13 protein-coding genes are annotated in these 12,804 nt (G+C 66.0%); 10 read left to right on the plus strand and 3 right to left on the minus strand.

Going from position 1 to position 12,804, the window contains the following annotated elements; all coding sequences use genetic code 11:
- Positions 1 to 3: 3 nt before the first annotated feature.
- On the plus strand, positions 4 to 1,083 hold the full coding sequence (locus tag EZ304_RS01335) for a hypothetical protein (RefSeq protein WP_142806018.1): 1,080 nt from the start codon (positions 4 to 6) through the stop codon (positions 1,081 to 1,083).
- 212 nt (positions 1,084 to 1,295) lie between these two features.
- Positions 1,296 to 1,532: a hypothetical protein gene (locus EZ304_RS01340; protein WP_142806019.1), complete on the plus strand. Its 237-nt coding sequence runs from the start codon at positions 1,296 to 1,298 to the stop codon at positions 1,530 to 1,532.
- A 55-nt stretch (positions 1,533 to 1,587) separates the two neighbouring features.
- Here the strand turns inward: EZ304_RS01340 and EZ304_RS01345 are convergent, their stop codons facing one another.
- A complete protein-coding gene (locus EZ304_RS01345; RefSeq protein ID WP_142806020.1) occupies positions 1,588 to 3,093 on the minus strand; it encodes a helix-turn-helix domain-containing protein in 1,506 nt (501 codons plus the stop codon).
- A 470-nt stretch (positions 3,094 to 3,563) separates the two neighbouring features.
- On the opposite strand from EZ304_RS01345, the gene EZ304_RS01350 reads away from it, so the two are divergent.
- The 6 genes from EZ304_RS01350 to EZ304_RS01375 all read left to right on the plus strand — a co-directional run bounded on the left by EZ304_RS01350 (position 3,564) and on the right by EZ304_RS01375 (position 8,076).
- Entirely contained in the window at positions 3,564 to 3,824 is a 261-nt protein-coding gene (locus EZ304_RS01350) for a CD225/dispanin family protein (RefSeq protein WP_142806021.1), read from the plus strand.
- Positions 3,825 to 3,881: 57 nt separating this feature from the next.
- Positions 3,882 to 4,766, plus strand: a complete 885-nt coding sequence (locus EZ304_RS01355; RefSeq protein ID WP_142806022.1) for an NAD(P)-dependent oxidoreductase — start codon at positions 3,882 to 3,884, stop codon at positions 4,764 to 4,766.
- Positions 4,767 to 4,866: 100 nt separating this feature from the next.
- Positions 4,867 to 6,006 carry an SPFH domain-containing protein gene (locus EZ304_RS01360; protein ID WP_099551030.1) on the plus strand — a complete coding sequence of 380 codons (1,140 nt, stop codon included), beginning with the start codon at positions 4,867 to 4,869 and terminating at the stop codon, positions 6,004 to 6,006.
- 21 nt (positions 6,007 to 6,027) lie between these two features.
- Positions 6,028 to 7,380, plus strand: coding sequence for a TFIIB-type zinc ribbon-containing protein (locus EZ304_RS01365; protein ID WP_142806023.1), 1,353 nt, complete (start codon positions 6,028 to 6,030; stop codon positions 7,378 to 7,380).
- The gene (locus EZ304_RS01370) at positions 7,377 to 7,637 is read left to right on the plus strand and encodes a hypothetical protein (protein WP_099551032.1); all 261 of its coding nucleotides are present in this window, start codon (positions 7,377 to 7,379) and stop codon (positions 7,635 to 7,637) included. The genes EZ304_RS01365 and EZ304_RS01370 overlap by 4 nt, the downstream gene beginning before the upstream one ends.
- A 64-nt stretch (positions 7,638 to 7,701) precedes the next feature.
- Entirely contained in the window at positions 7,702 to 8,076 is a 375-nt protein-coding gene (locus tag EZ304_RS01375) for a hypothetical protein (protein ID WP_142806024.1), read from the plus strand.
- Between the two features lie 101 nt (positions 8,077 to 8,177).
- On the opposite strand, the gene EZ304_RS01380 is transcribed toward EZ304_RS01375, so the two are convergent.
- Complete coding sequence (locus EZ304_RS01380) at positions 8,178 to 9,074, minus strand: tyrosine-protein phosphatase (protein ID WP_142806025.1); 897 nt, start codon at positions 9,072 to 9,074, stop codon at positions 8,178 to 8,180.
- Positions 9,075 to 9,091: 17 nt separating this feature from the next.
- Complete coding sequence (locus tag EZ304_RS01385; protein WP_185959208.1) at positions 9,092 to 11,380, minus strand: TonB-dependent receptor; 2,289 nt, start codon at positions 11,378 to 11,380, stop codon at positions 9,092 to 9,094.
- Between the two features lie 123 nt (positions 11,381 to 11,503).
- On the opposite strand from EZ304_RS01385, the gene EZ304_RS01390 reads away from it, so the two are divergent.
- A complete protein-coding gene (locus EZ304_RS01390; RefSeq protein ID WP_099551036.1) occupies positions 11,504 to 12,148 on the plus strand; it encodes a TetR/AcrR family transcriptional regulator in 645 nt (214 codons plus the stop codon).
- Positions 12,149 to 12,218: 70 nt separating this feature from the next.
- Positions 12,219 to 12,803, plus strand: a complete 585-nt coding sequence (locus EZ304_RS01395; protein WP_142806027.1) for an AprI/Inh family metalloprotease inhibitor — start codon at positions 12,219 to 12,221, stop codon at positions 12,801 to 12,803.
- The last annotated feature ends 1 nt before the right edge of the window (position 12,804 follow it).

A 12,804-nucleotide genomic window follows, 5' to 3' on the forward strand; every position in this document is an offset into this window, starting at 1 on the left:
CGCATGAGCGTTTTCATTGACGGTCGTTCCATCCCCCATCCCGGCCAGCTTGGTTCACGCACCCGACGCGTGCTGCCCTTCATCGACGGCGGCCAGTACTGGCTGCAGTGGGCCATCGATTCGCACGAGCACCGCTACGGGTTCAGCGACGAAGGCATGATGCTCGACGGTGTGCAGCAGGGCCTGCATGGTTCGCGCATGACCTGGCTGCCGAACGCCGGCGTGCAGGTCAGCCCGGTCAAGCTGCTCAGCCTGAACAATGACGAGCTGGACGCACTGCGCCAGCTCGAAGCGGGCCAGCCCAGCAACCTGCTGAGCCATGAGGTGCAGGGCGTGCTGGCCCGCCACAGCCTGCTCAGCAACCAGGCACTGGGCGCGTATCGTGCCTTCCTCGTCGCAGTCGGCGCCGGCGATGCACCGTTGCTGCAGCAGCTGGACTTCCGCGAGTCGCTGGCGCTGTGCCAGCTGGCCAGCGAGCAGGGCGGCCAGGGCCACGCCTCCGAGATGCAGGCCGAGGCCGCCCGCTTCGCGTTGCTGCATGCACGCAGGCCGATCGAGTTCGCCGACTACTTCCGTTTCTACCAGCGCTCGCATCCCACCGGCTCCAGCAGCGAGTTGCGCCTTGAACGTGCAACCCATGCCCTGCAGACCCTGTTGCCGATGCTGTTCGGTTACCTCGACGGCCCCCTGCTCCCGCACCTGCCGTCGCCGGACCAGGTGCGCGCGGCGATGGCCGAGACATTGGCGGCGAACCGCCAGATCGGCTACGCCCGCATCTCGCTGGCCGCCCAGCAGGTCGCCCAGTTCATGAGCGATGGCAGCGGCGTACCCCTGGACGGCGAGCGCCTGCGCGAGGCCGCGCGCCGGCAGCTGCGCAGCGCGCAGGAGTTCCTCGACAGTCACCCGGTCTCGCACGGCCGGCTTGGCCAGGATGGTGCCAGCGTCCAGTTTGCCATCGACGGCTCGAAGGAACAGGCGGTCATCCAGGTGGAAGACAACGTCATCAGCCTCCTCGACTACCGCCGCATCCGTCGTTTCGCCGAGGATGAGGCCGAGATCGGCTACCAGGCGGATGCGGTATGAGCTGGGAATCCTCCGCCGCCGGGCCTGATCAAGGTCCGCAGGCGACGACGGCAGCACTGGGATCGGCTGCCGGCGTGGCAGTCGCTGCCGGGCGCGTGGCCGCACGGCAGCAGGCCCAACAGATCCTGGCCGATGCCCAGGCGGCATTGCGCCATATCCTGGGGGACCGCAACGGCGGTCCCCCATCCCCAGCCCCAGAAGGAGTTCCAGCGATGACCTTCCCGATCCCGCCCTCTCCGTTCCCCACACCGGACCATCCCGGCGGCAAGACCCCCATGCAGATCGCGCAGGAGCTGGCCGATGCGGCAATGGCCGCCAGCGAGGAAGGCATCCGCGCGGCAATGGCGGTGTCGCAGCAGGCCGTCGAGGCTGCCAGCCACGCGGCGCGACTTGCCGACGAGGCCGCCGAAGAAGCGGTGCGTCGCGCGACCGAAGCGAGCGCCAGATAGCGCCCGCTCCGGCGATGACCAGCCCCGGCCAGGCCCGCGCCTGCGCCGGGGCTTTTCATTGCTCCGTCGTGCGGCGATAGCTGCGCGGGCTGACCCCGACCACGCGCCGGAAACTCTTCTCGAAATGACTCAGGTCGCCGAAGCCGACCTGCAGCGCGACATCGGTGATGCGCAGGCGCTGGCCACCGCGCAGCAGTTGCTTGGCGTGTTCGATGCGCAGCTGCTGCAGCAGCAGCTTGAAGGTGGTGCCCAGTTCGCTGCGGAACAGGAAGCCCAGGTGTGACTGGCTGACATGCGCCTGACGAGCCAGGTCACCCAGCGTCACCGGTTCGGCGGCGTGATCCTTCAGGTAAGCCAGCGCACGTTTGAGGCCCTCGTGCAGGCCCTCGCGTGAAGCAGCCGCGGGGTCCGTCGCAGCCGGTTCCGGCACAGGCACCGGCACGCCCGCCAGCGGATCGTCCGCACGCCGCAGAGGCATCTCGCTGCCGGCAGGACCGGTGCAGGCCAGCTTCAACCCTGGTGCATGGCGCAGCACGTCCTCGCGGCGGATGTTGCGGCCACCCGTCATCACCGCAAGACGGACCACCACACGCTCCATCTCCAGAAGATTGCCCGGCCAGTCATGGCCGCGCAGCGCTTCCAGCACATCTTCGCTGATGACCTGCGGGTTGAACCCATGCAGCTGCAGCGAACGCGCCACCAGCGCATCGACGTCCTCGCTGCGCTCGCGCAGCGGGGGAATGTCCACGGTCAGGAACTCCAGCCCGGCCAGCAGTGCGCGCGAGAACTGGCGTTCCCGCACGCGCTGCTCCAGGTCGGCACTGGTCGAGGCGATGACCCGGATCGCGCGCGCAGAACCGGCGTCGGTCGAGGCTGGCTGCAGGCCGCGAATGCAATGCGAGAGTTGCGCCTGCAGCGGCACCGGAAGTTCGTCCACCTCATGGAAGTACACGGTTCCGCCACGGGCCCGGTCGAACCAGTCGGCGGGTCCTTCCTGCGGATGGGCGCAGTTGACCTCGACGAAGGGTCCGCGCCGGCGCGGGCCGCAACTGTGCAGGGCAGCGGCCAGCTCCATCTTCTCGGTGCCGAACTCGCCACGCAGCAGCACCGGCAGCCGGCTGGCGGCGGCGCGCTCGACGAACTCCTCCATCCGCTTCAGCGCGTCGCAGGCACCCACCAGCAACAACGACCGGCTGAGCGTCTGCTCCGCCCAGGCCTGCGCCTCGTAGCGTTTGATCAGGTGCGCGCAACGGTGTGCGAACACCTCGCCCAGCGCCAGCGCACTGCTGTCCAGATCACCGGCGTCCCCTTCCAGTTGCAGCTCACCCAGTACTTCGCCGCCATAGCGGATCGGCAAGCGCTGGCTGCCGCCGCGCGCCCGCGTACCGCCCGCGTCGTGGCCTGTTTCCGACGCGTTGGCGCCAGGGCCGCGCAGATGGACGCGACCTCCGCGCAATGCATGGTGCTGCGAGAACTCCTTGACGAACGCACCCAGCAGGTCGGGCAAGGACCGGTAGGGTTGATAGGCGCGCTGCAACATCTCACTGACTTGCCTGTGCATTGAAACTCCCCTTGCGAATGGCGCCCCGGTGCTTCTGCACCAGGCGATCGCGCAATGCGTAGCGTCTGGCTTCATTGCGTGATGCTGCGATGCCTACGCCGCGCTTCGCGCCAGCCGCTGCACGCACAGATCAACGCGCACGCTGTCCGCCCCCATGCACCCAGGGGGTCGCCGTCGGTGGGTCGACGATGCGGACGTCGGACGGATCAGGAGCCCGCCGGCGTCTTCACAGCGCCGGCGTTTCCGATTATCGAATCGGAGCTTCAAGAGAAACATGATGATAATCACGTGAATATCCATGGCATCCAGGCGCCTTCACGCCTCACAGGTTGCCGCACCGGCAGGAAGCACCCTTTTTCACAGGCTCTGGCGCGGCCCAGCGATGTCTGCTCAGCGCGCAGTATTCCGCCCCTGTCCTGCACCGGGAACGGACCACATAATCCGCTCCCCCGATCAAGGAGATTCAATACATGGAACACACCACCCCGGCGGCCCCGAAGAACCATCTGATGTGGGCGATCCTGAGCATCTTCGGTGGCTTCTGGCCCTTCGGCATCGTCGCCACGGTCTACGCCAACCGCACCTCCTCGTTGCTCGCCGCCGGCCAGATCGGCCCGGCCACGGTGGCATCGCGCAAGGCGCTGCGCTGGATGATCGCCTCCTTCGTCACACTGCCGCTGTGCGTCCTGCTGCTGGTGGGCTACGCACTGATCCTGCGTGCGGGCACCTGAGCCACAGGGCGCCCATCTGCGTCATGATGGGCGCCCTGTCCAGATCTGGAGTCGGCCATGCCCGTTGGATTCATCGGCCTGGGCGTGATGGGAACGCCGATGGCGGCGCATCTGGCGCATGCCGGCCACATCGTGCGTGGCTGGTCGCGCTCCGACCGCAACCATGCTGCCGCGCGCACCGCCGGCATCGACGTCTGCGGGACAGTGGACGAGGTATTCGCGGCCTGCGACACCCTCATCCTGATGCTGGCCAATGACGATGCCATCGACAGCGTGCTCGATCGACATGGTGCGGCGTTCGGCGAGCGGGTCGAGGGCCGCCTGCTGATCAACATGGGCACCAGCTCGGCAGCGTACTCGCAGGCGCTGGACGAGCAGATCCGTGCCGCGGGCGGCCGCTACGTGGAAGCGCCGGTATCCGGCTCACGGGTGCAGGCCGAAGCGGCGCAGCTGGTGATCCTGCTGGCCGGTGCGGATGCCGACCTCGCGGCGGCCGCCCCACTGGTTGCACCGATGGGCAGGCAAACGGTGTGCTGTGGTGCAGTGCCGTCCGCGCTGCGCATGAAACTGGCGGTGAACCTGTACCTGATCACTCTGGTCACCGGCCTGGCCGAAGCGGTGCACTTCGCCGAAGCCCACGGCATCGAGCTGGACCGCTTCGCGCAGGTGCTCAACGCAGGACCGATGGCCAGCGAAGTTTCCCGCATCAAGCTGGACAAGATGGTCCGTGGTGACTTCACCGTGCAGGCGTCGATCACCGACGTGCGCAAGAACAGTGGGCTGGTGGCTGCTGCCGCCCATGAGGTGGGCATGCATGCGCCCTTGATCGACGCCAGCGATGCGCTGTTCGCACAGGCACTTGCGTCCGGGTCGGGGGCGCTGGACATGGCTGCCGTGCTGCAGGCTGTACGGGCCGGGCCAACCGGCCCTGGCCGGCGCTGATCCGGATTCATGTTCCGGCACTACTGCCGCCCCCACCGCTGCTATATTCAGTCCAGCTCGGCAGGCACGGTGCCTGCCCTCGAATCACAGGGAGTTGGACATGGGTCTGGTACAGGCGGTGAAGGGTGCGGTTGGCGGTGTTCTGGCCGACCAGTGGAAGGACTTCTACACCGTGCCGGCGGGCCTGCCGTCCACGGCGGCGCTGTTCGCGGCGGTGCCGCAGGGCACCAATGCCGGCCGCGGCTCCAACACCAGCGGCTCGTCCAACATCATCACCAACGGCTCGAAGATCATCGTGCCCGAAGGTTACGGCCTCCTGTTGTTCCAGGACGGCGCGATCACTGCGTTCGTCGCCGAACCGGGTGGCTATGAGTGGCGCTCGGACGATCTGAACTCGCAGTCGATCTTTGCCGGCGACGGCCTGGTCAGCACCTTCATCAAGCAGAGCTGGGAGCGGTTCAAGTTCGGCGGCCAGCCGGGCTCGCAGCAGGCCGCCTACTTTGTCTCGCTGAAGGAGCTGCCGGACAACCGCTTCGGCACCCAGTCGGAAATCTACTGGGACGACGGCTTCCTCAACACCCAGGTCGGCGCGGTCACCCGTGGCTCGTACACGCTGAAGATCGTCGACCCGATCCTGTTCGTGAAGAACTTCGTACCGGCCAGCTACCTGCGGCCCGGCCAGGTGTTCGACTTCACCGATCTGGACAATGCCGCCGCCAGCCAGCTGTTCAATGAAGTGGTCGGCTCGCTGGCACCGGCCTTCAGCCTGTACACCAACGATCCAGGCAAGGGCAACCGCATCACCAAGCTGCAGCAGGACTCGCTGGGCTTCGCGCAGAGCCTGTCGGCCGCGGTCGAGCAGGGCTACCAGTGGAAGTCGGACCGCGGCCTGGCCATCGTCAAGACCGCCATCGTCTCCATCGAATACGACGCCAACACCCGCGAACTGCTGAAGACCGTGCAGCGCGCCGATGCGCTGTCCGGTGCGCGTGGCAACTCCAACCTGCAGGCCAGTGTTGCCCAGGGCATCCAGTCGGCAGGCGAGAATGGCGGCGCGGCAGGCCTGGTCGGTGTCGGCATGGCATCTGGCATGTTCGGTGTCGGCGGCATGCAGCAGCCGGTGGCCCCGGCTGCGGACGACCCGGTCGCCAAGCTGAAGAAGGCCAAGGAAATGCTGGACCTGGGCCTGATCACGCAGAGTGACTACGACGCACTCAAGGCCAAGGCACTGGGCCTGTAACCGGCAGGACGCATACACAACATGTCCGATCCCCGAAACGGCCCACCGCCGCTGCCCGGATCCCTGCCCGCGACGCCGCCGCCCTTGCCGGCGGCGTCGTTGGATGGGCCGGGTTCGCCGCAGGACGTCCCTCCCCTGCCCGGCAGCTTCCCGTTGGACACCTCGAAGCTGCCGCAGGCGATCCGCGATGAAGTGGAAGCGCCTGATCCGGTCGCCATCGACACCTCGGCCAGCGAGCTGAAGGATGGCCTCAACCGCTGCCCGAAGTGCGGCGCCACCGACATCCGGCCCAAGGCCGGCACCGATATCCTGGTCTGCCTGTACTGCCGTCACGAATGGCATGGTGCGCGGGTCGAGGAGGAATTCGGGCTGGGTGAGGCCATCGACCAGCTGCGCGGCACCGTCGTCGCCTCCGGCGCACGCGACATCGACGCCGACACCTCGGCATTGATGACGTTCAAGTGCACCGGCTGCGGCGCCGAAGTCACGGTCAATACCGAAAGCACGATGACAGCCCGCTGCCACTGGTGCCGCCACGTCTTCGGCGTCAACGAACAGATCAGCAATGGCGCGGTGCCTGATGCGGTGCTGCCCTTCCATATCAGGAAGGACGACGCGGTCGCGCGCATCCGCCAGTTCGTCGACAAGCGCCGAATGTTCGCGCTGAAGGCATTCAAGGACCAGTTCACCCCGGAGAACGTGGTGGGCGTGTTCCTGCCCTACATGATCGTCGACAGCAATGTCAGCGCGGCCGTGGCCGGCAAGGGCGAGATCAGGACGCGCGAATACACGGTGGGCAGCGAGAAGAACAAGCGCACCCTGTACGACGCCGATGTCTACCAGGTCGAGCGCCAGGTGGATTTCACCGTCGATGACCTGCCACTGGAATCCTCGGCCGAGCGCGGGAATCTCGATACCCGCGCCAACACCAACAACATCATCAACACCATCCTGCCGTTCGACACCAAGAACGCGGTGAAGTGGAACGCCTCGTACCTGGCCGGCTTCACTTCGGAGAAGCGTAACCTGGACGTGGAGAAACTGCGGCCGCGACTGGAAGACCAGCTGCTGTCGATTGCCCGTTCGCAGGTGGAAGGTTCGGTGAAGCGCTACAACCGTGGCGTGCGCTGGGAACAGGAACAGCTGGAGGTGCATGGTACCCGCTGGGTATCGATGTACCTGCCGGTGTGGCTGTACTCCTACCACCAGCCTGGAAAGAACGGCGGCATGCTGCACTACATCGCAGTGAATGGCCGCACCGGCGAGACCATGGGCAGCGTACCCGTGCAGCAATGGAAGATGCTGCTGGCGGCACTGGCCACCGGCACCGTCATTGAAGCCCTCGCAATAGCATTCCTGGTGGCATCGACATGAGCGACGACAGTGGCCTCTGGCTGTTGGCGGCAGGTCCGGCCGGCGCAACCGCGCTGTACTGGGCGCTGTACCGCTATTACCGCAACACCGACAAATCCCACTCCTTCGAACATGAAACCGAGATCGAGGCGAAGCCCATCACCGGCTCGGACCAGCAGGTGGGCAGGGTCACCGGCACCGAGGAGAAGCGCATCCGTGGTGACAACGTCTACGAGTACCGGAAGCGAGTGGTGAGGGTGAAGCCGGACGGGGATTGAAAACTTCGGCCAGCGGTTCCACGCTGCGCTACGCTGTTGCACAACCCAACAAGGAAGCAGGTTCATGCAGCGCATTCCAAGAGCGGTCGCGGGGCTTCTGGTCGCCATGGCGGTAGGCGCCGCGACGGGCCCCGCCCATGCCCAGAAGGTGTGCAACGTCATCGGAAAAGTCGCGGGCCTGATCCCGTCGCAGGGCGTCGCTGGTTTCGGCATGACAGTGCCGCTGACCGGCTGCTCCTGCGATCACTCCATGATCTGGATTGATACCGCTACGGATGGTGGAAAGGCCATGTACGCAGCGGTTCTGGCAGCGAAATTGAATGGCAGCCTGGTGCAGGCGACCTTCCAGGATGGCCAGGGCGCCAGCGCACCGGGAAATTCCTCGATCGTGTTCCGCTATTCGGCCACCTGCAAACTGGCGGCGTTCGAAATGCTGTAGCCGGTGTGGGCCTCGGCCCACCACCGGTCAAGACCGGCGCGGAACCCGTGGGCTCGCCCGCAGATCGCTGCGGGGGAGCCCCTACCTGGCCACCGCCCTGCTCAGCCGGCCTGACCCAGCCGCACCTTCAACTGCTGGATCTCCTGCTCGCTGACCCCGATCGACTTCAGGTACCCTTCCGCACCACCGTACTGGCGGTGCAGCGCCGCCAGGAACTGCTCCATGTTGTCCGGCGCGGTACCGGCCATGCCTGCCATCCTGCGGCCGATCTCCGGGTTCTGCTTGACCAGCGCCATGATCTGCGCGTTCATCGCGCTGTCCTTCGGCTGCCCTTCCAGGTAATGCGCGGAGATCGCGTAGTTGTGCACGATCTCGGCCTTGGGCACGCCGGCCAGGTCCAGCAACAGCCCGGCGATGATGCCGGTGCGGTCCTTGCCGGCCGTGCAATGGAACAGCACCGCACCGTCCTGTTGCGCGGCGATGCGCTGGAACACCTGCTTGAACTGCGGCTGGCTGTGACCCAGCCACTGCACATAGGCTTCGCCCAGCGAATCCGGGAAGCTGGTCATCATCTTCTGCAGGTCCATCTTCTCCGTACCCATCAGCGAGATACGCTGGTAGTCGAAGCGGTCGTCCCTGGCCAGCACGTCCGGTGACTGTGCTTCCTCATCGGCGGTGCGCAGGTCGATGTCCAGCTTCACACCGGCGGCGACCAGTGCATCACGGTCGGCGTCGGTCAGGCGGCCGAGGTCAGCGGTACGCACGAACGCATCGGCCGGAATCGGGCCGTGGCGGCCCTGGAGGCCGGCGAACGTGCGCACGTTCCAGGCGCCCTGCAGCGGGATCACCCGCTGCGCATCGGCTGCGACGGGTTTCACATTGGCGGCGGCCGTCGTCTTCGCGGCAACAGCCTGTGGCGCATCAGCGACAACAGCCGTCGCGGTCAGCGGCAGGCCCAGCATCAGGGCCAGCGCGAGTTCGGTATGGCGGGTCTTCATGGGGTTCTCCGTTCGAATCAGAAGTTGACGGCCATTTCCAGGCCGAAGGTACGCGGGTCGTTGAAGATGCCGCTCTGGCCCAGTGCCGCGCTGTTGATCTTGTAGAACAGGTGCTGCTCATCCAGCAGGTTGCGTGCCCACAACGAGAACGACATCGTGGTGCCGGTGCTGTTGACCGGCACATCCACCAGCGCCACCCGTGCATTCACCACGAACGAACTGTCGGTGAGCATCTGGTCGTATTCGCTGGTGTAGTACCCATCAGACCAGTTGCCGTCCACATGGAACTTCAGCGCCGAGAAGTTGGCGAACGGCACCAGATAGTCGGCCGACAGGCTGCCCGCATTCTTCGGTGCCAGCAGCGGCTGCACGGTCACCTGCACGCCAGCGCCGAACGGGTCGGATGCTGTCTGCGCATCGATCTTCGTATAGGCGTAGTTGAGGCCGAGGGTGAGGTTGTCCACCGGCATCACGTTGAATTCCAGCTCCGCACCCCGGGACTTGCCATCGCTCAGCGCGTTGGTGGTGACCATGGTGGTGCGGGTTTCACCGCTGTTCGGGTCGAACGGCAGCGAGAAGTCCATCTGCTTGTGTGCGATGGTGGAATCGAACACCGCCAGGTTCAGGCGGGCACGGTTGTCCCAGAACTGCGATTTGAAGCCGAGCTCGTAGGCCGTCACCTCTTCCGGGCCGAACGCGCTGTAGTTGGTCGAACGCGAGTTGGCACCGCCGGCCTTGAAGCCGGTGCTGTACTTGGCATAGACCATCGCGTGCTCGCCCAGGTCGTAGGCGATGTTGACCATCGGGTCGAAGCGGCTCCAGCGGTCCTTGAATGCAAGGTTCGTTGCCGTGCCGTTGACGATGTACAGGCTGCCCTTCTTGTCATCACGGGTGTAGCGACCACCCGCGGTCAGGTGCAGGCGCTGCATTGCTTCCGGCGTCCAAGTAGCCTGCCCGAACACGCCCAGGCTGTCAGTCCACGCCTTGCTGGCACGGTCGATGCGCACGCGGGAGAGATCCAGCGGATTGGTCGCGGGGTTCACCGTGTAGCTGTTGCCACCCGGCCCCCACACCAGCATGTTCGGGGTCTGCGCATTGTCGCCAGCGGTCTCGTGGTAGTAGAACGCACCGCCAAGGAACTGCACCTGCGAGGTGTTTCCAATCAGCTGGAATTCCTGGCTGTACTGGTGCTGGTAGACCTGCGCCAGGCTGTAACGCCCGAACGGCGTGCCGGCGCCACCGTAGGCCGATATCGCATCGACCAGGCCCATGTCGAACTGGCCCTGGGTCAGTTCGCGGTAGGAGCTGATCGACTTCAGCTCAAGGGTGTCACTCAATGTCCACGACAGGTTCAACAGATGGCCACTGGTGCGGCCGATGTTGTCTTCCTGCGGCCCGCCCAGGATGGCGCTGTCGCGGCGGTCCTGGCTGGCGCCGGCCTTCTGCAGCGGGCTGAGGTAGGCACCCGGTACCAGCACCTGGGTATGGTACGGCGTGGTGGCATCGTAGGAGCGGTCGAAGGCATACAGCAGCGAGAAGTCATCACTCGGCTGCCACAGCGCGCTCAGGCGGGCGCCACGCTTGTCATAGCTGTTGAAGTCACGCTCGCCGCGCATGGGATTGTCGGTGGTGCCACCGCGCTTGGCCTGCACGGCGTCGATCTTGAAGCTGACATCGCCCACCTTGGGCAGGTCCAGGTGCAGTGCGCTGTTGTAACCGCTGAAGTTGGACACCCCTGCGCTGACGCTGCCACCAAACTCGCCGGTCGGCGCCTTGGTCACGATGCTCACCGCGCCGCCTTCGGTATTGCGGCCGAACAGCGTGCCCTGCGGGCCCTTCAGCACTTCGATGCGCTCCACGTCGTAGAGCATGCTGCCCAGGCCCTGCGCGCGGCCCATGAACACACCATCGACATAGATGCCGACGCCCGCGTCGCGGGCTGGCTGGTTGGCATCACCGGAGGCACCGATGCCGCGGATCCCGATATTCAGCGCCGAACTGCGGGTGGCAAACGGCGTGACCCGTAACGATGGAATGGAACCATCGGACAGGCTGCCCAGTGAGATCGCGCTGCGATCCTTCAGCGCTTCGGCATCGACCACCGACACCGAGATGGGTGTCTCCTGGAGGTTGGTGGCACGCTTCTGCGCGGTCACCATCACCTGGTCGAGGGCGACCACGGTGCGTGCGGCATCGGCGGACGCGCTGGCGTCGGCGCCCGGACTGTCTTCGGCATGGGCCAGCGCCGGCAGCGCGGCGGCGATGGCGAGGGTGAGCAACGGGCGGTGCAGCGTGGCGTGGCGCATCGGACTCATTCGCGGAAGGAGAAGGCCGGCGCAGTCTGGGAGGCGGGAATTACAAATGAATGACCGTTCATTCACACCTTTTGTGACGTACTATCCCGCCTCTGGACGCCCTGACCGCACGCAATGACGCCGAAATCCGCCGAAGCCCCGACCACCGAAGATCCTGCTGCAGCCCATGCCGAGGCCCAGCGCCGCCGCATCCTCGACGCCGCCCAGAAGTGCTTCATCACCCGCGGTTTCCATGCCGGTTCCATCGGCGACATCGCCGCCGAGGCCGAGATCAGCCAGGGGCTGATGTACCGCTATTTCGCCAACAAGCGCGCCCTGATCCTGGCCCTGATCGAACGCCAGCTGCGCCACGACCAGGCATCGATCAGCGCGATGCCGGCCGCGTCCGATCTGGTCGACGGACTGCTGGAGTGCTACCAGCAATGGGCGCGCGGCGAAGTGCTGCCGATCCATGGCAATGCCATCGCCAGCGTGGCGCTGTACGCGGAAATCAACGCCGAGGCCCATCGCGATCCGGAGCTGGCCGGTGTGCTGCGTACCCATGACAAGCAGACCAGCGCCGCCATCCAGGCTTGGCTGCGCCAACGCGATGCCAGCCTTGGCAAGGTTCTGGACGAAGAGCGGATTGCCGGCCGCACCCTGTTGCTGCGGTTGCTGGTGGAGGGCCTGGCGATGCGTGCCGTGCGCGATCCGGACCTGCCGCCGGCGCGCGTGCGCGCCCTGCTGGCCGATGCCATCGGGCGGGTGATGGCCGATTGAGCCGCCCTCACACGGTCTCCCACCCCACCGGCTCGATACTCGCGCGGCCCACCCTTCCGAGGATCCTGCGATGGCTGCCCTGCTTGCCCGTAGCTGCCTGTCCGCGCTGTGCTGCCTGGCCCTGCCCGCCCTGGCCCAGGATGCCTCGTTCGGCTTCGGCGAACAAACCACCCGTACCGAACAGACCACACAATCGAGCAGCACCGAGACCCGGACCAGTGGCGCGATGACCACCCAGACCACCACCAGCGGCAGCTCGCAGTCCGGGACACGCAGCGAAAGCAAAGGGATGGACGTGGACTTCAGCTTCCACGACAACAGCGATGACTGGGGCCATGACCGCCGGCGCGATGACCGCGATGTGCGCGACAGCGACCTGTTCGGCAGCTGGACACTGGGCCAGGAGAACGGCAGCAGCTGCACCATCGAGCTGAAGAACATCGAATGGTTCGGTGGCTACAGTGCCTATGTGCCTGCCGGCTGCCCGGATGGCTTCTTCTCGGCCAACCGCTGGGTGCTGTCGGGCAACCAGTTGCTGTTGACCGACACCAGCAACACCGTATTCGGGCGTTTCCGCGCGTCGGGCGGAGGGCGTTGGTCGGGGTATCGTGAAACGGATGGGGCGCGGTTGTACCTCAACCCCAAGGGGCGTTGAA

It is taken from the genome of Stenotrophomonas maltophilia (genome assembly GCF_006974125.1).
In the GTDB taxonomy this organism is placed as follows: Bacteria; Pseudomonadota; Gammaproteobacteria; order Xanthomonadales; family Xanthomonadaceae; genus Stenotrophomonas; species Stenotrophomonas maltophilia_O.

Bases quoted from the DNA above. Each gene is read 5' to 3' on its own strand.
- EZ304_RS01395 (WP_142806027.1), top strand. From the start codon at position 12,219: ATGGCTGCCCTGCTTGCCCGTAGCTGCCTGTCCGCGCTGTGCTGCCTG.
- EZ304_RS01365 (WP_142806023.1), top strand. From the start codon at position 6,028: ATGTCCGATCCCCGAAACGGCCCACCGCCGCTGCCCGGATCCCTGCCC.
- EZ304_RS01360 (WP_099551030.1), top strand. From the start codon at position 4,867: ATGGGTCTGGTACAGGCGGTGAAGGGTGCGGTTGGCGGTGTTCTGGCC.
- EZ304_RS01385 (WP_185959208.1), bottom strand. From the start codon at position 11,380: ATGCGCCACGCCACGCTGCACCGCCCGTTGCTCACCCTCGCCATCGCC.
- EZ304_RS01335 (WP_142806018.1), top strand. From the start codon at position 4: ATGAGCGTTTTCATTGACGGTCGTTCCATCCCCCATCCCGGCCAGCTT.
- EZ304_RS01375 (WP_142806024.1), top strand. From the start codon at position 7,702: ATGCAGCGCATTCCAAGAGCGGTCGCGGGGCTTCTGGTCGCCATGGCG.
- EZ304_RS01380 (WP_142806025.1), bottom strand. From the start codon at position 9,074: ATGAAGACCCGCCATACCGAACTCGCGCTGGCCCTGATGCTGGGCCTG.
- EZ304_RS01345 (WP_142806020.1), bottom strand. From the start codon at position 3,093: ATGCACAGGCAAGTCAGTGAGATGTTGCAGCGCGCCTATCAACCCTAC.
- EZ304_RS01355 (WP_142806022.1), top strand. From the start codon at position 3,882: ATGCCCGTTGGATTCATCGGCCTGGGCGTGATGGGAACGCCGATGGCG.
- EZ304_RS01370 (WP_099551032.1), top strand. From the start codon at position 7,377: ATGAGCGACGACAGTGGCCTCTGGCTGTTGGCGGCAGGTCCGGCCGGC.
- EZ304_RS01340 (WP_142806019.1), top strand. From the start codon at position 1,296: ATGACCTTCCCGATCCCGCCCTCTCCGTTCCCCACACCGGACCATCCC.
- EZ304_RS01350 (WP_142806021.1), top strand. From the start codon at position 3,564: ATGGAACACACCACCCCGGCGGCCCCGAAGAACCATCTGATGTGGGCG.
- EZ304_RS01390 (WP_099551036.1), top strand. From the start codon at position 11,504: ATGACGCCGAAATCCGCCGAAGCCCCGACCACCGAAGATCCTGCTGCA.